A 24,703-nucleotide genomic window follows, 5' to 3' on the forward strand; every position below is an offset into this window, starting at 1 on the left:
GTATCCATGTCCTCATCTGAATCCAAGGGGAAGGCATCCGATGTATCAGGGGTGCCGTCGTTATCATCATCGGTATCGGTGTTGTTGCCCACACCATCGCTGTCCGTATCCATGTCCTCATCTGAATCCAAGGGGAAGGCATCCGATGTATCAGGGGTGCCGTCGTTATCATCATCGGTATCGGTGTTGTTGCCCACACCATCGCTGTCCGTATCCATGTCCTCATCTGAATCCAAGGGGAAGGCATCCGATGTATCCGGGATGCCGTCGTTATCGTCATCGGTATCGGCGTTGTTGCCCACTCCATCGCTGTCCGTATCCATGTCCTCATTTGCATCCAAGGGGAAGGCATCCGATGTATCCGGGGTGCCGTCGTTATCGTCATCTTGATCCTGGTAGTTTGGCAGGCCATCATTATCACTATCTTGGTAACTTTGTGGGTCGGAACAAGTGTTGTTTGTTCTAGAAGTAAAACCTTTACGCGTTTTTTGCTTCTGAAACTGCTGGCATATTTCCTCTGCAGTCATTTCACTGCTATCTTGAGAATGAGCATTGGAAATAAAAAGTAAAAACAATAAGGCTATTAAATATTTTGATTTACATTTCATAGATTATCACAATGTTAAGAAAAGCCATTTTTATTTTTCTAAAGATTATAACTAAATGAAGCAGTTTCACAATAGCATTCCATTGTAAATCCACCAACCATCAAGATAGTTTAATCGATAAACAGCAAAATAAATTAGTCGTTTAAATAGGGAATAAGATTGACAGTCCGCTTGGTTTAAAAAAGGGTTATTTTTGAAAAAATTTTAACAAGAGCTAAAATATGGTAATTACGCTGTGATTTCTATCATAATTAGACTAAAGGACGATATCAGTGCTGAACTACTACCTAGAATTATGTTGTTTTAAATTTTATGTTAATACCTGAAAAAAATTGAAGAGGATGATGATGTACAAAATGTCTATCACACCATGCAGGAATAATAATTTCCTATAATACCATAAATAAAAAGAGGCCCGATCATGGGCCTCTTTTTATTTATATGTTTCAGTTCTTTCTGCTTTAATACAATTCCAACATTTGGAAATATACGTCTTTAGTGCAATTCTTCGTCCTCTTTTATTAGTAGGGATTTGTTCAAATTAAGAAAAACCGTGCTGTCATCTTCCGATGGGGATACCGAATCAACAAAATTGTTCTGTTGGTTTCCAGACTCTACAATTGGATTACCATACCACATCTTTCCATTGTTCACAAAAATATTATTCGTAATAGTAGTTTTGGAATCATGTTTAAAACCTCCACCAGTATTAAGAATGGTCCCAGTATTTCCCTGAAATAGGTTCCCGTCAAAAAGGGTATTATTAACCCCCAGCGTATCCTCGCCCCACGATGGAGTATCGCCAATCTTACTTGAAAATGTAAAAAGTAGGCGGCCTGTATTGTTTACAAAGGTAGAGTTTAAAACCTGGTAGCGGTTTACTCCTCTAAAACTGGCAATTTGACCATAATTCCTAATAAAGTTACATTTGTTAATTTTTACATAGCGCTCCGTTGAAAAGATTAAGTCCCGATTGTAACTAAATGTAGATTCCGTTACTGTAATTCTGTTGGTATAGTCACTTTCATTATCTGATGTAAAATTTGGAGTAGATCCCCAATAGCTCCTAAAAAGAGTAGCTGTATTGTTTTTGAAAATTGAATTGGAGATAGTAATGGTTGAATTGTCTCCTTTGGACCAAAACGCAGTTTGATTGGAAATCCCAGTAACCACTATTTCAGTAGCTATTACAGATGATCCGGAAACATCAAAAATAGTCCCGTTGTTGTAATTGTTGGCAGAATCAGTAAAGGTAATTCCAGAAATATCCAAGGTAAATCCAGATTCAATTACAAACATTCGGTATTCACCAGCACCGGAAATAGTAATATTATCCGCCCCGGACCCCCTAATAACCATATTACTAGTAACATTCGGCAAGTTTGAGGTAAGGCTAATGGTACCTTTTAACGCAGTATCAAAAATAATTTCATTGATTTTGGTATCGGCATTGGCGGTAATTATTGCACGGCGTAAAGTTCCTTCATTATTATCATCGGCAAGGGAAGATACTCTTATTTCCCCCTGTGCATAGGATACTGAAAAACAGATGACTGCAATGAGAAAATATATTATTTGAATTCTTTTCATTCTCGATGGAATTTATACTCTAGTTGCTGATTTATAAATCGTTTTTCCTTGTTATAAATAGACTTATACTTTGTTCATTCATAACGTATTGAGATCAAAATTAGTATTTCAACCATTGTAAAGTATTTATTATGACACCAAAGATGTGAAAGTGTTAAATTTTGTTGTGAACTAGACTATAAGTAAAGTCTTGACTATTTTGATTCTTGCCAAATCCATACCAAAAATAGGTTTTGGCCTATTAACTGATTAATAGTATTGGTCTATTCTGGAATATCATATTAGGAAATATTTTTATTAAGACCCTTCTAACGCATATACGGAAATGGAAAAAAAGAGGAATCCCGTTCATAAAAATTTTGAATTAAAAAATAGGGCTAATGCCTATGCAATAGCCCTATTTTTTTTTTAATCGCTCACAACTTCTTTAAAAAAGGAACCTCAACAAAAATTCGTTGGTGTTTTTGGCACTTGCCAGTTCACTTCGGGTACTTATCTCATAGGCATAGCCCAAAAGCAATCTTTTTTTGATGCTGAAATTCACCAGTCCGGCAAATGCCCCATCTGTCCTGTAACTGCCTCCTAATTCAAAAATGTTGTCAAAGGATAGCATAGCGTTGAAATCTACGGAAATTGGTGCACCGCTTACATAACGTCCCATGGCGGATGGCCTGAGCATTAGGTTGGTGATGGGATTCAACATTAGCTCATACCCCGCCGTGGCGTAGACATGTGGCTTGGCCAAAGCTGCCGTTGCCACTCCGTTGTCGTTATCTGCACGGTCCGTAGACAGGAGACGTGGAACCGCCAAAGAAGCATACCACTTACCGTTTTTCAACAAGGCCCCTACCCCAACATTGGGATTAAAGCGGGATATAGAGGAGATACTGGGGTCCGAATTTACGTTATAGGTCTCCAGGCCCGAGGTGTTAACGCTGTAGGTGTTACCACCTGCCTTTAATCCAAGGTATAGCTCCGTTCCTTGGGACAACTGTAGTCTATACGAAAAATCGATTCCCGTAAAGGTCTGACTCTCCACAAAGGTATTACTGTTGTAAATGGATATGCCGATCCCCAACTTTTTGCCCAAGGTGGTCCCGAAGGATACCGCCTCTGCACTGGGGGCATCCTGGATGCCAGTCCATTGTTGTCTGAAAGTAGCCGTGACCATTGTTTCCCCATCCACCCCAACATAGGCCGGGTTATAGCTATTCATATGGTACATATAATTGGTGACCACCCCTTCCTGTTGGGCAAACGAACTTCCGCCCACTATCAAAAGTGCGCCTAAAATAATCTTATTTAATATCTGCATTTTATTGATTTCTTTTTCTGTAAATAATAGTTTGGTTACCGTGAAGTGATATAAAGCCATCCGTCCTGGTCTACTTTTCCATCTCCCTCATAATCGATCTGAAAATAGTAGGATCCGGCATCAGGAAGTTTGGCTCCTAGGTCTTTGTAACGGCCGTCCCAAATATTCTGGTACTTACGTGCCGAGAAGACCTCTTTCCCCCAAGAGTTGAATACCCTTACCAAAGAATTGGGATAGTTCTCTATATTGGAAATCACCCAGGTATCATTGATCCCGTCTCCGTTGGGCGTAAAGGATTGTGAAATATTAAGTTCAACGGTATCACATACATTGCCAAGACTATCGTTGTCCCGGTCCTCCTGACCTGGGTTGTGCACAGCCGGGCAGTTGTCCAAAGAATCCTGAATACCATCACCGTCGGCATCCTTCTGGGAATCTGCACAGCCTATGGCATCCACACTTTCACCGGATGCAGTATTAGGACATTCGTCAAGCTCATCACTCACACCGTCGTTGTCAGTATCCTTTTGGGAAGTAGTACACCCATTTGCGTCCACTGCCTCATCCTCGGGCGAAGCTGGACATTGATCTTCTGCATCGTTCACTCCATCAAAATCACTGTCCTTTTGGGAGTCCGAACAACCATTGGCATCGACAGACTCTCCAGCGGGAGTAGCAGGACAATCATCCACCTCATTCTTGACTTCATCGCCATCTGCATCTTTTTGGGAAGCGGAACAGCCCATGCTATCCGCATTTTCACCTCCTGGGGTATTATCACAGATATCAATCGCATCTAAAACACCATCGTCATCCGAATCCTTTTGACTATCTGAACAACCATTGGCATCTACAGTTTCTCCACTCGGAGTATTGTAACAAGTATCAACATTGTCCATTATCCCGTCGTTATCACTATCTTTTTGACTATCTGAACATCCGTTGGCATCTACGGGTTCTCCCGTGGGTGTATTGCTACAATTATCGACATTATCCATAACACCATCGTTATCGGCATCCTTTTGACTATCCGAACATCCGTTGGCATCTGCTGTTTCTCCGCTTGGCGTATTGGCACAGGTATCGATCGCATCAGAAACACCATCGTTATCTGCATCCTTTTGTGAATCTGAACATCCGTTGGCGCCTACATTTTCTCCGCTTGCGGTATCGGCACAGGTATCCGTATCATCCATAACACCATCATTATCACTGTCCTTTTGACTATCCGAACAACCATTGTTATCTACAATTTCTCCTGTAGGCGTATTGGCACAGGTATCCGTATCATCCATAACACCATCGTTATCACTGTCCTTTTGACTATCCGAACAACCATTCGCATCTACAGATTCTCCTGAAGGGGTATCTGCACAAGTATCGGCATCATCCATAACACCATCGTCATCGCTGTCTTTTTGACTATCGGAACATCCGTTAGCACCTACTGTTTCCCCTGTTGGAGTATCAGCACAGATATCAATAGCATCTGAAACACCATCATTATCTGCATCTTTTTGACTGTCCGAACATCCGTTGGCATCTACTGTTTCTCCGTTTGGCGTGTTTGCACAGGTATCTACATCGTCCATGACACCGTCGTCATCGCTGTCCTTTTGGCTATCGGAACATCCATTTGAATCAGGTGTTTCCCCGGATGGTGTATCTGCACAGGTATCAACATCGTCCATGACACCATCGTCATCGCTGTCCTTTTGGCTATCAGAGCATCCATTTGAATCAGGTGTTTCCCCAGTCGGTGTATTCGCACAGATATCTACATCGTCCATGACACCATCGTCATCGCTGTCCTTTTGGCTATCAGAACATCCATTTGAATCAGGTGTTTCCCCAGTCGGTGTATTCGCACAGATATCTACATCGTCCATGACACCATCATTGTCACTATCCTTTTGACTATCCGAACATCCATTTGAATCAGGTGTTTCCCCGGATGGTGTATCAGCACAGGTATCAACATCGTCCATGACACCATCATTGTCACTATCCTTTTGACTATCCGAACATCCGTTGGCATCTACAGACTGCCCACTGGGAGTACTTGGACATAAATCAAGGGAATCATGTATACCGTCCTGATCCGTATCTAAAAAAGGCTTTTCAAATACTATATTTCCCAAAAAATCACTGGAAGAAGTAGATATAGTACTTATATTCCCTGAAATAAGATCAACATGTTTTAAAACATTGGAGGACACAACATACAAGAATGATCCCGTTGGATCAATTTCCATATGGCTTACAGAACCAGTATTGTAGGTATCTGAGGAAAGTGAATGAGCATTCGTACTAAGATTTCTTTCTATAACCTTTACTCCACCCCCTGTTCCTACATAAATTTTAGAACCATCATTATTTGAAACTACATCAACAGCACCACCTACATTAATATAATCGATTACTGAATTGGTATTTGTATCTATAATTGCTATATCTGATGAATGATTGGAGTTTTCTACCCCATATATATCTGTCATCAATGAAGGATCATTTGCACAACTACTATAACCCCAACTTGTATTACATACATAGACAAAATTATTATCGGAACTAATATTTAACCTTGTTGCTCCAGAAATACCCGAATGAATTTTAATTTCGCTTCCTGTTGAAGTATCATAAACGGACACTCCTTTTTTTCGAGGATCCAAATTTGCCACATATAGTTTCGTTCCAGAAGAATTAATTGCTAATCTAACGCTTTGATATGCTTCATTAGGATTTGCTGCATTACAAGTTCCCGTATTCCTACTCACAAAATTTGTACTCAATTGTGAATTAACATCATAAATGTTAACACTATATGCAGCTGCCGTATAAATCTTGCTTCCAGAGGGAGAGGATACAATTCCACTTTTACCAGAAAAATTGCTGATATTTCCTATTATAGAATTATCTGATAAATCTATAATTTTAGTACCACCGCCGCAATTATAACAATCTTGAAAAAGATATTTATTATCATTACTTACACCAATCGTTCTTTCGTTGTTACGCCAATTTGTATCCCCAGAAATTGGGCCTATAGTTCCGGACAAAGTATGGGTATCTGTATTGATGATTTGAATATTACCCCCTTTCAATGCAGAAACGTAGGCTTTGTTTTGTGAAAACAATGCTAAAGGAGTCAATAGTAAGAAAAATAGAATTTTAATAAAACTTTGGTTATTCATATTTGCGAGGGCTGGTTTTTATTTAAAATATGTAGTCTATTTCCTGAACTTTAACAATTCAATACTCATTGCACAGATAGACTACAATGGAGCCAAAAGTAGCAATACACCGCTATAATGGGTAGTTTATCCAGGCCAATGATGTATAAACATTAAATTATGTTGTGAAATATCCTATAACTGTAGTCACAATTGTATGTAGGAAAATTAATCGCTTACAATTACCTGCCATTCAGGCCATTTTAGTACTTAACTATTGCCTTGATCTGGGAATTACATTTAGAATTTAAGTAAAAATAGAATCTGTGAAGAAATTTGATATAATATTAGAGTAAGGTGAATGGCACAAAATTTCGGTAGTTTAAAAACTATTCTCTGGAATCTTGCCCTCCACTCCCATAAAGAATGCCTTATAAGTTATAAAATACAGTTCCTTATCGTCTGTAGGATATTGCGGTTTGGAAATTTTAATCTGCTTTTTTCCAAAGTCTTGCAATACAATAATGAAATAAATTTTATAAAAGTATTATTACCTGTAATCATCCCTGGAAAGACTAATAACTCGACTATTAACAAAAAAAATAGCACCGGATTTTGCCCGGTGCTATTACTGCTATTACATTGAATACTATATTATGTGTTACAATCCGCTAGGTACTTCACCCGCGACATTAAAATTAGTTACCAACAATGAGAAATCCTCCAATCCAACAGAACCATCTCCGTTGAAATCTGCCTTAGAATCATAGCCTGCGTTCCCTAAACTAAGATTGAAAGTAGTAACTAAAACAGAGAAATCCTCAAGTCCAACCGCATTGTCATTGTCGGCATCCCCTACCCTAAGTTCCCCCACACTCAGATTGTTGTCTCCAGCCTCTAAGGTAATGGTCGTCACTTTTTGCAAATGCATTCCAGATTTAACAGCTATTTCATAGGTTCCCTGGGGAATTCCTATCATTACTGCTTCGCCATTGGAAGTTCCAATAGGAGTAAATTCCAATAAAGGTGTAACAGCCCCAACTTCAAATATCCCTACCGATAAATCAATACTATAATCTGTGCGCCCCTGTAGGCTATAGGAAACGGTCAAATCCGATTCTGCTGCGGAAGGATCAAACTCCAATACTATAGTATTGGATGCAATGCTATTTATTCCATTGGCACCAGTAACTACAGCAACGAAATGATTTAGACCTCCATTTGGCGTTCCGGAAGCTCCCGATGTTTGTGTTAGGGTAACCGGAATATTGGCAACTCCCGATGCATTTAGCTGGGTTGTATACAACTCTTTGGCCATCGCCTCATTAGCCTCAAAAGGATCAATATCATAACCTATAGAAGGATTACCTGCATCAATGTATAATCGGCCATCTACACGCAATAAGCTAACCAAAGCATTTGGCTCACCCGTAATTTGGACAACTTGATTCGCCTCTGTTACCAGTCTCGAGGCTACTGACCCCGCTATTAAAATAGAAGGTGCCACCAAATTATTGCTTTCGCCATTTACAATTGCATCAGACCCACCGAGCGAGCCTTCATCATATAAACTTGTAGTATACACAACCCCACTGGCAAACTCAATGGTAATTGTAGCCCCAATCAGTTCAAATCCCGAAATGGAACCTGCATCACCGGAGGACAAATCACCCTTAATGGTTGTTGGATCCATATCCACTCCAAACACAAATGATTCGCCCGGATTGAAATCTGTAAAATTCAGCTCCAAAACATCATATCCCTCTGCGTTATTAACACCATTATGTGGCTGACCAAATACACTTACACAATCTTCGTTATCCGATCCACCATTTCCTGGTACAGTCAAGCCAACGGCAGTAGACGTGCTACCCGCATTACCCGCCGTTAAACACTTTGCAACACTATCACCTGCTGTTCCCACTGGATCAAAAACCACATCCATCATAAAGCCAGTTGCCGTATTGATGGTAACATTTACAATGTTATCGTCCCCTGTATTGTCAATAAAGAAAGAATTGTTTCCATAAGTTGATGCTTCTAAATCACTACCTGGTGTAACCTTTACAGTAGCTTCCGGATTACCAATAGGTAAGGCCGTAACATTCCAATTAAAACTAACCACCGTACTTGAAGGGGGGACACAAGCATCATTTACCGTTACGGTAACATTGTAAGGACTATTTTCTGAGGCTCCGGGTGCGCCACCAACATTCTGTGAAGATTGAGCTCCATTTAATAAGGTATTGTTTACACCTGTCCCTGTATTGTCTATATGGGTTAAAGCAATACGATCTATTTTATGGCCTTCTGAACGCTCGTTCATAGTAATTGCATATGTACCAGGGTTCGCGAAATAAGCGTATATAGGCCAAGCATTATTATCTATAGTACGCGCATACCACGAATTAGCAATCGTATTGGTATACACCTTGAAGAAACCATTGATTCCAGGGTTTTCATTTCCATGATCAGGCCTTCCTTGGGCATTTCCCTTAGGCCAATACAAGGTTTTCGTAGTACTTGCCGGATTGCTTAGTTCACTAAGGAATTGTTGGGTTCCGGTAAGATCTCCTCCCTGCACCGTAAAGAAATGAACATCAGGGGTGTTGTCTATTTTAAACCACGTATCATTTTTGTCCGTAGAAGTTGAACCTGTAATAGCCGATTTCACATGAAAGCGATATACTCCAGGTGTTGTAATTTCGACATTATAATTAACGCTTTGCCCGTTTAGGTTCGAAAAATGGTCTGTACTTGCCACCAAAAATGTTGTTCCTGAAGTGGTTTGAAGATTAAATCCACCGGCGGTATCTGTAAAATCGGTCTCAGCTTCCATAATAACTACTCCATTGTTCTCAATAAAAGCACCGGCTGTTCCACTTCCTGAACCTCCAAGAATAGTACCAGAAATTAGACCAGTAGTCGGGTCAATTGTAAGATTAGGTGGTAAATTGGTCGCTGAAAAATTTAAGGGTCCACAAGGATCAGTATTTTCATCATTTGCAACAATTTGAAGGTTTACGGAATCCCCGTCCACTGCGGTCTGTGCGCCAGGATTGGCAACCACGGGCGGCAAACCAGAGGTAGGATTACCTGTAACTGCAACTATTTCAATTGCTTTGAGGGCAGGATTCTCTACTCCGTGAATAAATTGGAGATCCAAAGTTCCATCTGTAACAGTTATCCTATGGGATACCATAAAAGCGCCCAAAGCTCCAGCTGTACTAAATGGATCGATATCATTGAATGTACTAGGGACGGATCCCTCAACAGAAACATCAAAAACCCTTTGTCCTGCCGCAGTTATTTGATTGTACAACTCAGCAAAATAAAGTCGCACTTCTACTTCCGTCCCAGAATCCACTGGAAACTGCCACAACATCTCCGGTGCTGCAATGGCGTCATATCTTTCTGTCTCAAAAATAATACTCGGTGTTCCTGAAGGAAGGGATGAATGGGTCATATTAATAGGTCCCGTATATGCGGAACCAGCAGATTTGTTGTATAGGCCACCAGGGGTAGTTGCAGCTGCTAAATATTGCGAGTTTCCAGCAACCCCAAAAGTACCTTGATCCACACTCCAGTCCGGATTGGGTGAGTCCGTTGCCGCAATCAATTCACCTCCTGCATTTATTCGGTATAAAACAGTCGATACCTCTTCGCCACTAGAAACTCCTATACTAGCAGAACCATTGCTCCCATATGCCACAACCAAAGAAGCAACTTCCCCAGTTTGGGAACCTGTATGTTCTATTTGAACTGTTTTGGTTGCACCTGCCTCAATTAAAAAGCTTGTTGGTCCAAGAATATTAAAATTGGACGCATTTGAACCCGTAAGTGCCAAGGATTTAACATATATCCCTTGATTTCCTCCTGAAATATTGACCAACAAATTCTCTACTCCCCCTTGTGGAACTGTTATGGTTGCAGGTACCGATAGTACACTTGCCACAACTGAAGTCCCTGTAGGGTTGTCCACACCATAAACCTCCATTTTGGTCTGGTTACCGCCTCCTTGGTTGGGAGACCCTGAAGTAATCCATATACCATCTCCAGATACAATACCCTGTGTACCGTGACGTGGATTGTTAAGACTGCTTAAAGATGTCCATGTATTGGTATTTACATCCAAGGCATCTGTATTGCCATAGGCCTGTCCATTTCCTTCCCCACCAATTACGAGCACTTTTCCATTAAAAGTGACTGTTCCAGAAGCAGCGCGCGGAGTAGGCAAATTACCGGATGTCGGTAGGGTTATCCATGTTTTACTAACAAAATCATATACATCCACCTCAGGGATGACGGGAGCGAAAGTTCCTCCATCACCACCTGTAAGCCTACCACCTACGACATATAATTTATTGCCAACAACGGTAGCGTGAAAATGATCTCGGGGCCGTGGCACATCTCCCAAGACTGTCCATTTGCCCGTAGCAGGGTCAAATTCGTCGAACCATGAGATATAACCGCCATTATGCCCAATGGTATTTCCTGCTATAACATAAAACTTATTATTGTACATCACCAATCCGGCAGAACCTCTTTTACGTGCACTAGGTATGGCGGGACCTTGAATCCAAGTATCGGAAACAGGATTGTACATATAAATATGATCGGCCGGGGCTTCAGTGGGGTATCCATTATCCTTAAAGGATCCAATAACCCAAATTAACCCTTCATAAGCAACAGCTTGGAAGTGATTAAATTCGAATGGGGCAGTTGAGGCCGCCTGGGACCATGTATTGGTATTGTAGTCATAAATTTCTACCTTTTTGGCATTTTCCCTACCACCGAACAAATAAAATTTATCTCCTGCTTGTACGAATGAGTTCTCGTGTCTAGGAGTATGTTCCGTTACATTGGTTATATTAGTCCAGTCTCCACTAACGGCACCTCCGGAGGTAATAATCTCAATACCTTTAATATTGGGGTTTTCAATTCCTTTGATAAAATCAATATCAAGGTTTCCATCATTTACCTCTACTACAAAACTCTCCACTCCTACAGTAGCAAACCCATATTTAGCTGTTTGATCCAAATTGTTCAGTACTATTTGGCCTTCAATGGCTACATCGAATACGCGTACACCCGGAGTGTTGGCTCCAGTCCATACCTCTGCAAATAGCAAATTTATGGTATAGGTCCCCTGCGCCAGTGGAATATCCCACTGCATATTTCCAGGTACGACCAATGTATTATATCTTTCTGTAGCGAAAATATTATTGGGATAGGACGTATTGTTGACAAAAGCGCCTGGAAGTGCTGCCCCATAAGTTTTATCCTCTGTTGAAGAATTTACATATGCGGAAGGTATTCCGTTTTGTGCAGTACCGTTGGCACCACTTGCTGCCTGATCCTCTCCCCAATTTATTGGAGACGCATCGCTGGAGGCAACAATGTTTCCCCCTGCGTTAATGCGGTACAACACATTGTTAGGCGCGTTGGGATCATTTACTGTCCAAGCAAAATTAACATTTGCCGGTGTGGATGATGGTTTACTGACGGTTACTGTCACATTGTACTGCCCGGCATCTTCTGCATAGGAAGAAATGGTTCCTAATATAGCTCCTTGGGTTGGTTCTATACTCAAGCCAGGAGGTAATCCAGTAACAGAAAATGTGAAATTCTCATTAGGATCACCACCACTTGCGGTAATGTTCAAGGTTGGTGTATCGCCCGGATTGTTTATTTGATTGGCAACAGGGTCAATAACGATCGGTGAATTTACAACACTTCCTGCACCAAGTATTTCAATGGCGTTTATCAAGGGGTTTTCAGTTTGATGTATAAATTCAATATTCAAAACGCCATCGCTAACAGTAACTTGATAACTTTCCATAGCACCTACCTTATTTCCATATTGTGCAGTTAGATCCTTATCGTTTATAACCAGTACATCTTCCATTTTAACATCGAACACACGCTGCCCCGGAGCTCCTGTACCATCGTACCCATTACCCATATATAGATTTACAGTAAAAGTGCCATTGCCAGTATTAAAAGTCCACTCCATTTCCGGCAGACCAGCTGGATCCCATCGCTCCTTCGCAAATAATTCCTGGGGTGCATAAGTTGGAACCGATGAATGCCTTCCAGCAATATTATGTGTAGAAATATTGCCAGTGTTAACATCAAAATTAGTTCCGCCAGTTGCTCCAACAACATCATTGCCCGCCCAATTGGGATTTGGGGCATCTATTGTCGTAACGGTAGCGCCACCAGCATTTACCCTGAATAACACTGCTGGCTGCTCTGTTACATTGACTGTAAACATTTGTTCTACAAACAACGAATTGGAATCCGTGGCCCTAATGGTAATATTTGAACTTGCCTCGGTATTGGGATAAGTCAAGGTCAGTATATTGGCAGAAATGCTAGCACCGATAGCCGGATTTGAATTGTTTTCTACAGTGTATGTTAAATTCCCTACCCCTTGGTCATCTCCAAAATAATCGTTAAGATCAATATTTTGATCTGGAGAACTAATCAATTTATCCAAATTGGCCAAAGGCTGGGATATAGTAGGTTGACTTCCTGTAACATTCAAATAATCCCATGTTCCTTCTACCTCTTCTCCGGCTGCATTGGAGGTTCCTATTAAACCTACCGCTAAAATGGTAGACGATTGTTGTATTGCTGTTTTTATTGTCCCAGATGCCGCAATAGTCCCTAAGGAAATTGGGGGATTACCATCAAGACTGTATAAAACTTCTACTGCCGCGGTAACCGCATTAATATTAAATGAAAAAACAACATCATTGGAAGGCCTATTTCCTGCTGCGATTGTAGCCGTTAGCGGTGTTTGGGGCACATCATTGATTTCCTGTAAGGCTACAACCCCGTTCTGGGTAAGGACAACCTTAATATAATTGCTTTGAGTTCCATCCCCTATAAATATTCCCAATTCACCTCCAGATGGAGCACTGGAACCATAAAGCTGGGTAGGATCGGAAAAATTAAATAATCGGCCAACAACGGTAAATGAGTTAACGGATTGATCTACGTTTACACCATATTGAAATCCTTTTTCCTGACTATTGTCTGTACCCAATGCCGTTCCCGAAGTCATCTGCATGGTCATTGCACCTGTTGCTCCTCCTAAAATATCATTGGGGTTTGGACCGGCACCAACTACATCCAACCAATTTAGCCAGTTAGGATTGGGGGCACCATTATTCATAAGACCTGTTAATCCAAGACCCAAATAACCACCTAGAACTAAATTATCGGATAATAATTCGTTCAGCACTGGTAAATCAAATCCATCAGAACCATTATCCAACGGGTTACCCAATTGAAATGGGTCATTGGCATCTATAATACCATCGTTATCATCGTCATTATCGTTCAAATCAGAAACCAAAACCCCACCTGCCACTTTATCAAAATCATTTGGCTGTGATCCCCCGTTACAATGGTCTATATTGTTCTGAACTTCATCTTGATTGGTGTAACCGTCTTGATCGGTATCTGCCAACCCATCATATAAGTCATCGGAGGGGTCTAAACACACAACCTCTGGTTGTGGCTCCAAAATTTTGATGGTACCATTAAATGTCGCCACCCATATGGTCCCAGGAAAAGGATCATTGTCCCCATTACATGTAATACCCAGGGCATTACCCCCAAGACCAGATGCAAAAGTATTGGTCAATTGATCCAAGCTACCATCGGGCTGTAATTGTACCCTTCTCAAAATACCGTTATTATGACCAGCGATCAAGTCGCCAACCATACTTTCCGAACCGGTAAATATTGTTGAGGTATATTCATCTATTCCATTAGTGTTATTGCCCCAGACAGTTACCAAAGCATCTTGTGGTCCATCTGGATTGTTGGTTGAAGGTCCTCTCCAATCACCTTGTGCTCCATCTGCAAGACTTACGGGAACAGGTGGCCAATCTACAGGTAACGCAATACTTGCATTATTAGTATAGCCAGCTCCTTTTAAACCCGTTGGGTCATAAATCAACGTTCTAAATACCGCTCCGTTGGTGTTGTTTACGGAGGGGTTAGTATAAAGTCCCGCTCCGGCCGGATTGGCCCTGATCGGTGCCGGGTGACCTCCATAAAAAGTCCCAAATGAATACCCTTGAATATTTGTGGTAACCAAGGACAAATGGTCATCGTTATCTACCTTTTCCCCTCCAATAGCCGTATTACTTCCAGGTTCACTGGAATTATAATCGTTGGTCACGTTAGCTGTTCCTTCGTTATTGGGAAAACCGCCCCATCCTCCATTGGCTCCATTATCGGTCACATACACCGCCCCAGAGGCCGTAAGCACTAAATCATATGCATTTCTATACCCCGGTGAAAATATTTGCACAGGTCCTCCAATTACAATTTTTGCCTGGTTCAATCCATCATTACCACCCCAGGGATCATTTACATCTATACCATCATAGCCCGGTGCATCCGGATCAATTATACCATTAACGTTGGCCCTGGTAGGATCGTCCAAAGTAGGAATGTCATATATATAATTTCTTCCATCGTTTTTAATGGGCAAACCTTCTATAAGGTTTAGGTTTATGGAAAGAACTGCAGCAGATAGAGCGTATTCGGTTGTCCAAGCAAAATTGTCAGATGGCGATCCAGCATTGGTATGGCCGCCCTGTGCTACTATTAGAAAATCCACACCATTTATAGTTGCAAATTCCAATCCATTGGTCGCATGGTTTTCCTCGGACCTGGGTAGGCCACGGACAATATCCACCACGGCCCATGAACTTCCTGTCCAAGTAAATCGTGTAATTACGCCCGAATTGGTGTCGAGATTTAAATCACCACTAGGACCTCCTACACGAGAATCACTGGAAGTAACATAAATTATAGGGTTTGAAGTCGTTCCTGCCACAGTAATACCTGTAGCCTCTCGGTTAGTTCCACTGTTTGCCGAACCGTCATCATTGTGATTTGGAATGTTCTTAACTCCCAACAGTTTTTCGGATGCCGTTACAACATAATCATTACTTCCATTCTTCTGCACCGTAAAAATATCAATAGTGCCATTTAAGTTAAGAACATACAATCTGCCATCAGGTCCATACATCAAGGAGGTACCTTGACTAACCCCACCATTCCCGTTGTAATTAAGGTTACTTTGACTAAAGGATTGTGCCTTTAAACCATTAGTACAGAGTAGTAACATCACAGTAAACATAATTATGGAGCTACTCCCATTTCCTCGAGAAATTGTATTTATACTTAATGGTCTGAAATACTTCATAATCTTTGGAATAATGGTTTGTTTAAAATTAAATTTTTCCATTTTCTAAATCTTTTTTTGGGACTGGGTTATCGTTTAATTGCCATTTGTTGTTGTAATTCCTTTCCTTCAGCATCTATAGTTCTTATGAAATAAGATCCTGTTGGGAGATCCTGAACTCCAAGGAGATAGGTCTCAACGTCCTCACTTGCATCCATCTTTAATGATTTTACCAACCTACCCGTTATATCATATACATAAATCTGGGTTAATGGTGTTGGCTCATCAAAGGAAACCGTAACACTTTCATTAGCCGGATTTGGAGAGATATTCATTGAGGTAACGGATGCTTTGGCAGTAGAAGCGGACTGTACTACATTAAAAACAATTGTCAATGATTGTCCCGCAACTCCTGTGCCCCCTGCCAAGGTATAAGGTGTTGCCTTAAGGGTATAAGTTCCGATCGGGAGAGATGTTGGTATATAATCACCGTTAAAGTCACCATAAAGCGCATATGGAGCACTTGTCTCTGTCCATGTTCTGGTCAGAGTACCTGACAATTCAAACTTCACACTTCCTACAATCCCAGGATCCGTATTAGCTCTTATGTTGACTCCTTCACCATCATTAACATTCATATTATTCTGAATATCAAATAGGTCAAATTGGTTTTCCGCATCTATCAAGGTAAAACTTACCACTTTGTCGATATCGGTAGGATCAACAGCAACAACCTGAATGCTTGTAGTTCCTATTCCATCATCATCATCGGTTACTGTAAGCGTTACTGTTTTAGTACCCCCAGAGCTATAGGTATGGGAAGGATTTTGGGAAGTTGAGGTAGTTCCGTCTCCAAAATTCCAAGAGTACCCAACTATGTTCCCATCACTATCCGTTGAACCTAAGCTTGAGAAATTAATTTTAAACGCAGTGTTGGCATCCGAGTTGCCTATTGCAACAGCTATTGGATTAACATTGCCCGGTGGTCCACTTACAACACTAAAATTAATTGTTTGGGTAGTTCCCACGGATGGTCTCGCCACTAAAGTGTAATTCCCTACCGGAAAGGGTTTGCCTTGAATATCCACACCTATATCCCCGAACAATGAGTAAGGTGCTGATGGTCCTTCGGACTTAGTCTGACTTATTGGTCCCGTAAGTGTAAAATAAACATTACCCGGATTTAGATTAGGGTTAAAGATGATACCCAAAGGAGTCTCTCCTATATCGGTTTTGGAAATCTGCAATCCATTGGTTAAAGCATATAATTGACTATCATTATTGGCATTCAATATAAATAGTGCCGCATTGCTGTTAGGTGCATTTACATTGACACTTACACTTGTTGTACCTATTGCTCCATCGTCATCCCTTACGGTAAGAGTACAAACAAAACTACCCTGGGTGGCATAGGTATGTGACGGGTTGATCTGGGTAGAGGTTGCTCCATCCCCAAAGTCCCATTCGTAGGAGTCTATATTACCATCGGCATCACTGGAACCAACACTTGAAAAATTTACCAATAAAGGTGCCGTTCCACTATTGGCCGTAGCCGTGACCACAGCAATTGGAGGTTGATTAATACTAGGATCAATTGCAGTTACATTAATACTTTTAGTACTAGTTGCGTTGTCATCATCCATCAATGTTAGGCTAACACTAAATATACCACCTGAGCCGTAAGTATGTGCTGGATTTTGCAGATTTGAGGTATTACCATCACCGAAATTCCATGAATACCCTGTTATAATTCCATCATTATCAGTAGATCCTGCGCTCGAGAAATTAATTTTAAACGGAACACTATTGTCTGGGTTACCTGCTAGAGCCACAACTGGAGGCACATTGGCCGGAGGACCACTTATAATCGAGAAATTAATGGTCTGACTTACTCCCGAAGTAGTAGAGGTTACCAAGGTATAATTCCCAATTGGGAAGGGCTTCCCCTGTATATCTACACCTATATCTCCGAATAAAGAATATGGAGCAGATGGCCCTTCAGATTTATTCTGATTTATGGGACCGGTCAACTTAAATGAGACGTTTCCAGGATTTAAAGCTGCGTTATAAATAATACCCAAAGGCGTATTGCCTATGGTAGTTTTATCTATCTGAAGTCCGTCAGTTAAAGCAAATAAGGTAATATCAGTATTCGCATCAACTACAATCACCGAGGCATTATTTATTGGACTACCTACTTTTATTGTTCGTGTAGCACTATTAGAACAACCATTACCATCTTGATACGTATACATTATAGTGTAAGTTCCACTTCCTATAGAAGGGTCAAAGGTATTACTGCTTACCCCTGTACCACTATATACACCTCCGGAAGGACTACCTCCAGTTAAAGCAAACTGGTTATCTGTTATAAGTACATCGGCAAAAGGCGCCAAGGTTACTACAGGAAGTGTTGGGCCATTTAATGTAATTGCCAAATTTTCGGAACAACCATTAGCATCGGTAACTGTAACATTATAAGTACCAGCTCCCAATCCACTAACTGTAGCAGTGTTCAAATTGGCATTATGGCTCCAATTATATGTAAGAGGCCCCACAAACCCAACGGTGTTGATGACTATAGAACCATCGTTGCTATTACAAGCGCTAGGGTTAGAAGAAGTACTCACGCTTGCGTCAAAATTACTACATAATGGATTCTGATTTGTGAATTGAAAGGTTATGGTCTTTGGAGAACCTTGATTTCCACTCAATCCTGAATTGGCATATGGAGTAGCCATAAGGGTATAATTTCCTATAGGAAACAACTCACCAATATAATCGCCTGTTGTTGCATTATCACCATACAATGTGAAGGGTGCAACACTTTCAGTTTGATTCCTACTCTTAGTGCCAGTGAGCAATAACTTTACGCTACCCACATCCGGGGTAGCATTGGCCCTGATGGCAAGGTTGGTGGTGACGTAAGTTCCAGCGTTGATCAATTTACCATTAGTCAATGGCATTATATCCTGATCTGTATCCGCATTTACAAGCGTAAATCCATTTACGGTAAGCGAAGCTGGGGCTGTAGTTTCTATGGTTACATTGAAACTACAGGTCTGATTGTTTCCTGCCGCATCAGTAACCTCAAAAATATTTAATGTTGTTCCCAGTGGAAAGTTGGAACCACTTGCAAGACCTTGAGTTTGCTGAATATTGGCATTAGGACAATTGTCACTAAAAAGCGGAGTCGTAAAATCCACGATGGCAGTTGAAACTCCTTCTGCAACCTGGATAACAATATCTTGCGGACAACTTATTGTTGGATTTTCAGAGTCTAGTACGGTAACCGTAAAACTACATGAAGATGTATTTCCTGATGCATCAGTAACGGTATAAACCTCTGTAGTTATACCGATAGGGAAAAACTCCCCACTTCCCAAACCTTGGGTTAGGTTGGTTATAGCCTCTGGAACATTGTCCGTTCCAACCGGTGCGGTATAATTTACCACCGCTCCGCATTGTCCGCTGTCATTGGACATACTAATGTCTCCCAAGCAAGTAATTTCCGGATCTTCGTTATCTTCTTGAACAGTAACAGTAACCGTCCAATTCTTTAAAGTTCCATTTTGAGCTGTAACCGTATAATTTACTGAGTTGGTAAAATCCAAAACTGTTCCCGAGGAAGGATTTATTGTGGCATCTGCCGAAATCCCAATACTAGGTGAAAGGCCAGTAACATCTGTTCCAGCAACAACGGTAACTCCTACTGTACCAGACGAAGCATCAATAATTTCCGGTCCAAACTGTCCTTCGACACTAAAAGACTCAATGTTTTTCTGGGTGGAAGCCGTAAAATCAACTGTAACTGATTGTATACAAGAACTTATATTGCCAGCATTATCAGTAGCTTTCCATTCTATCTGGGTAGTCCCTACGGGATAAGCATCGTCTATTTCCTGACCATCATTACGTGTACTCGTTAATGTAACATCCAATTGCGAACATGAATCGAAAACAGATGGGGGAATAATTGTGACAGCAATTGGATTACCATTGAAACTAGTCTCATTAATATTGGACGGACATTCAAAATTTGGCCCCACCTCATCATTTACAGTAATGGTCTGTATACATGAGTCCGAAACATTCCCCGATCCATCTTCCGCAGTCCAGGTCACTATGGTCTGTCCTAAAGCATAGGCCGAGTCCAAGGGAAGACCATCACTTCTGTTGGCCTCAAAAGTTATATTTCCATCAATATCCGTTGCAGATACTCCAGTAAGTGTCAACAACACACCGCAAATATCCGGATCCGTAGATGTCACAACATTATCTGGACATGTAATAACCGGTGCAGTGCTGTCAAAAACGGTGACCGTTTGGGTTACCTCCGTCGCAGGATTACCAGCCCCATCAGAAACATTATAGGTAATTAAATAATCTCCCAAAGCATCGGGATCAACAATGTCCCCACCAATTAAAATTTCATCGGTCAGATCACCATCGACATCGTCCAAGGCACTGGCCCCCAAATTAAAATAAGTTGAGCCTAATTCCACCAAAAGTGGATCAACATCCAGAAGTGTTATAACTGGTGGTATATTGTCCGGTAGGTTTACCAAAAAATTCACTACAGCCGTAGCCTCTGCATTTTCAAAAGCTGCATGAGTAGGATCTGCCACTACTAGAACAATGGTATTTGGTCCATCCACTATCCCATCTGCAGCTGTTAGGTCCCAGAATTCCTGTCCTATCTGTGAAGCTGTTGAAATTCGGGTAGCTGGATCAATATTATTGAGGTCTGGTGGATTAACAAATAAATGATAGTGCTCTGTAAGAGCATATAACACATCCGTTCCTGTCCATTCCAATCTTACATCGGTAGAATTCAATTCTGCAGCTTCTAAAGGAAGGTCTATAACCACACCGGGCCCAGAAACATTAACAGTTACGTTGGCAGTACCCACTTCTGAACCATTATCTGTCGCAGTTGCCGTCAAGGTTTGAACTCCTGGCGTAACAAATTGTCCGGTAATTGCCGAACCAATTCCGTCTAAAGGTGTTGTAGTAAATCTAGTGTCGTTAGAACTCCAATCGATAAAATTGGAAATGTCTCCATCCTCAATATCCAAAGCAGTTCCGGTAAGAGTAACATCCGTCCCCCGTATTACTGGATCTCCATTAGCCGGTGCAGTTATTGACACCACTGGCGGAGTGTTAATGGGTTCAGAAATTAAACAAATACTGAATCCTTTTACAGATGGATTTTGATTACCTTTTTTAAAGTCGATATTCATAATACCGTCCGTAACTTCAACGATAAAAGTTTCAACTTTTGCTATGTTGAACCCACCAGCGGCTAAATATGGTCTATAGTCATCCAACACCAGATCACCTTCTATTTCCACATCAAAAATCCTATTGTTATTGGGGTTGGCTTCTCCAGTCCAGTTTTCATTGAATAAAATATTTACTTCGTACGTACCGTTAGCTGGAAACTCCCAGTTCATTAAAACCCCGCCATCTATATGCCGCTCTGTTTGAAAAATAGCATCAGGATATCCAGTGTTATTTGACACCAAAGCTGCATTTGAGCCAAAGGTTTTATCTACAACACCCTTGTAATAAGGGGAAGGAGTTCCTGTACCAGCAGTTCCGCCGGCCCCAGCAACAGATTGATCTGCTTCAAAATCCCCCCCTGACAATCCTTGGATGGGACCTCCTGCATTTACCCTGAAAGCCACATTGCAGGCTGCAATGGCAGACTGTGTTATATCAAAATTTTTAAGGTTGACCCCGGCGTTAAAATCCAGACGGATTGTCTGTATACCCGGATTGCTAAATTCCACGGAGGTAGAAAAAGACGAATAAGTCTGCCAACCCGAGGTAGACGATACATTGACCGATCCAATGGCAGCAAACCCTCCTCCATCTTCTTCAGAAACTGTTATAACAGTAATTCCCCCGGGCTGCTTGGCTGCAAAAAACTCAATATCATAAACTCCGGGAGCGGGAACATCAATTAAATACTCTACAAAATCCCCCGCATCTATATACCCTATATTCTTAGCAGCATTGGCCTCAATAGCCACTGTAAACGGTGCAGCCGGAGAAGCTCCATACCAAGGTAAAGGGTTGCTAAAAGTTCTGGCAAAAATATCTGTTGGAATCGGTTGGGCAATATTAATATTAAAGCTCTGTTTTACAGCTGGATTAACACCATCATCGGCAGTGACTTCGGCCACATAGGAGCGACCGTCTCCTTGGCTAGTACTCCAATTAAGTACAAAACTACCACCTCCATTATCCGTAAACGTATAATCTGTTGCAGGTATCACTGTGGATGGCAATAAGGGACTATTGGTTCCTCCATTACTTTTGTCATAAATAACAATACTGGCATTGAACACATCTTTATCATCTGAAACAATTACATCAGCGGATGCTGTTGATCCCTCTGCCACTTCAATATCATTTATGGGGGCAATACTAGGAGGAAGATCAGTTCCAGAAGGATAAATTGTAATTGTAAACTCTGCGGTTACAGGATCACTGACCCCATCATCAATAATGGCATTGATTACATGATCACCAAGCTCGGCTACCAAAGGAGTTCCCTCCAATTGGTTTGTTGATGGATTATAGCTTAAGGAAGCCGGTAAGTTATTAAATACAATATTCAACTGATCGCTATCTACAATATTCAAGGTTTCTGCCACGGCAGCAAGTGCCTCAAATTGAAGATTGCCGATATTGGCTATTGGATGTACATTTGTGCCAGAAGTCGCCGTAACGCAAAGTCCGGATATTTTTCCATTATCGACCGACGCAGGTCCAACTTGCACATTAAGATTTCCGTCAACAACCTCTACAAAATAGGTTCTTACAATAGCTGTTTTGTTGGAAGAAATACCGTCTTTTATAGGATCTACCAAATCGTATTCATCCAAAATAACGTTCCCTTCCATAAGAACGTCAAAAACCCTACCACCTGCAGCAGGATGATAAACTTCGGCGAAATACAGATCTACTTTATAATAACCATTTGGAACAGGAATCTCATACATCAATGGAGGGTTGGCACTATCCTTACCCCCATAAATTTCCTTTTGAAAAAATAAAAGTTCATCAGCAGTGGATGTCCCACTAATTGCACCATTATAACCTAAATAAGCTTTACCACCAGTCCGTACAAAGGAAGTCCCAGTCGGTGGAGTGGTCGCGGGATCTCCAACGAAATTGCGACCAAAAGCAGTAAGTGCATCATTACCACTGGCTATACATAATTGGAAAGCATTTTCTATGAACGTAGCACTTATACTTGCAGTTGCCTGAACATCTGTGAACTCATATGAGGCTACGGGACCAACAGAGCTTCCATTTACTATAACATCTTCTATTTCAAACCCTTGGTCCGGGGTTATGGTAAAAATAATATTATCTCCTTGGTTAACTTGGGTAGTAGATGGGGATATAGTTCCATTTGCGCCAGGATTAGTAGTGATCGTATATGTGTTAACCACAACTTGGGAAACATTTACCGTACGTACTACTTCTGCTGCCGGATTCTCAGCTGCATCCATTACGTTATATGTAACAAAATAACTTCCCACTGTATTGGTATCCACCACATCTCCTCCTATAATTACATTTTCACTAATATCACCATCTGTTTCATCGTTGGCATTGACTCCTTGTTCGGAATAGACATCTCCTACCGATAAATTGATGACCTCATCTCCGATGAGGGTAATAACTGGAGGTATTATATCTGTTACTCCAACTATAATTGTGGATCCACTTGTCCCGGACAATATGTTTTGTCCCTCAAACGTAACTTTTGAAGGAAGTCCACTAAATTCTAAATCGGTAGAGCCTTCAGCGATTGCCGTAAATTGTATTTCCAGTAAATCGAAATCAGTATTCGGAAAGGCAAAAAATGTTCCTCCCACATAATCGATCACACCCAGAGCATTATCAAAACCAGGACCGATGATGGGTAGCGGTAAGGGATTTGGCTGAGGTAGGCTTACACTTGTCACCTCAATTATACTTGGATCAAAACTCATATGAATTTCAGCTCCATCCGCAGATTGATCTGTCTCAACCCTCACTGTAATTGTAAAAGTTTCATTAAGTGCAACGGTAGGTGATGATGGATCGGTCGTTATTTGCACCTGCCCCATAAGGGATGAGCTAAAACATAAAAGTATTAGCAGTATCACTATTACCCTACTTTCCAATTTAATGGACTGCGCTAATTGCATTGGTAATAAATATCCAATAGGTTTACGTAAAAATCTGTGCATAATGTGGAGTGTTAAAAATGAATGTGGAATGATTATTTAGTATTGTTTGGTAATTATGATCTTTTCGGATTAATGGTATGTATTCACCTGACCATAAACAGAAGTACTCAAAGAAATAATCCGTAAGACACCATGTTGAATAGTAACAGTGTAACAACGAATTAAGCCCAATGACAAATTTTTTCTTTAAGTAAAATTTATTCATAAAAATCCTGTTGGTCATGAGCATAACCAAGGAGAGCCATAGAGATCTGGGGTGCAAATCAAATATTTGTAAATATAAAAACGGGGGAGTTTTTTTATTTCGGTATAAAAATCACGCCTCACATCCGGTTAACATAGAATTGTTACTAGAACAAATTGGTAATCGCTGTGCAGCATTTTTTAACAATGGATAAATATTGATATAAAATGTTAAATTAACAGTAAAGAGTTTATTATTTCGACAAGTGGTATCATATTTCAGACAATCAACCATCTTTCAACACAATAATTTAAAAAATCAAAAAATAATAAATCAGGTTTTTAATAAAATAAATTTAGAAGAA

General features: G+C 40.9%; 6 protein-coding genes. All 6 read right to left on the bottom strand.

What is annotated here, in order from left to right; genetic code table 11:
* Positions 1–608, bottom strand: a 608-nt coding sequence (locus H4O18_RS11900; protein ID WP_187584843.1) for a thrombospondin type 3 repeat-containing protein, incomplete at its 3' end; no start/stop codon positions are given.
* Between the two features lie 495 nt (positions 609–1,103).
* Positions 1,104–2,198, bottom strand: coding sequence for a hypothetical protein (locus H4O18_RS11905; RefSeq protein WP_187584845.1), 1,095 nt, complete (start codon positions 2,196–2,198; stop codon positions 1,104–1,106).
* A 427-nt stretch (positions 2,199–2,625) separates the two neighbouring features.
* A complete protein-coding gene (locus H4O18_RS11910) occupies positions 2,626–3,573 on the bottom strand; it encodes a PorP/SprF family type IX secretion system membrane protein (RefSeq protein WP_187584847.1) in 948 nt (315 codons plus the stop codon).
* A complete protein-coding gene (locus H4O18_RS22380) occupies positions 3,549–6,707 on the bottom strand; it encodes a thrombospondin type 3 repeat-containing protein (protein WP_187584849.1) in 3,159 nt (1,052 codons plus the stop codon). Before H4O18_RS22380 ends, H4O18_RS11910 begins: the two co-directional genes overlap by 25 nt.
* Before the next feature lie 640 nt (positions 6,708–7,347).
* Positions 7,348–15,963, bottom strand: coding sequence for a malectin domain-containing carbohydrate-binding protein (locus H4O18_RS11920; RefSeq protein ID WP_246474228.1), 8,616 nt, complete (start codon positions 15,961–15,963; stop codon positions 7,348–7,350).
* 26 nt (positions 15,964–15,989) lie between these two features.
* Positions 15,990–24,155, bottom strand: coding sequence for a PKD domain-containing protein (locus H4O18_RS11925; RefSeq protein ID WP_187584851.1), 8,166 nt, complete (start codon positions 24,153–24,155; stop codon positions 15,990–15,992).
* Positions 24,156–24,703: the final 548 nt, after the last annotated feature.

The organism is Arenibacter arenosicollis, assembly GCF_014397245.1.
Taxonomy (GTDB): Bacteria; Bacteroidota; Bacteroidia; order Flavobacteriales; family Flavobacteriaceae; genus Arenibacter; species Arenibacter arenosicollis.

Excerpts from the sequence above, each read along its gene's own strand:
- H4O18_RS11910 (WP_187584847.1), bottom strand. The coding sequence starts at position 3,573 with ATGGCTTTATATCACTTCACGGTAACCAAACTATTATTTACAGAAAAA.
- H4O18_RS11920 (WP_246474228.1), bottom strand. The coding sequence starts at position 15,963 with ATGGAAAAATTTAATTTTAAACAAACCATTATTCCAAAGATTATGAAG.
- H4O18_RS11905 (WP_187584845.1), bottom strand. The coding sequence starts at position 2,198 with ATGAAAAGAATTCAAATAATATATTTTCTCATTGCAGTCATCTGTTTT.
- H4O18_RS11925 (WP_187584851.1), bottom strand. The coding sequence starts at position 24,155 with ATGCACAGATTTTTACGTAAACCTATTGGATATTTATTACCAATGCAA.
- H4O18_RS22380 (WP_187584849.1), bottom strand. The coding sequence starts at position 6,707 with ATGAATAACCAAAGTTTTATTAAAATTCTATTTTTCTTACTATTGACT.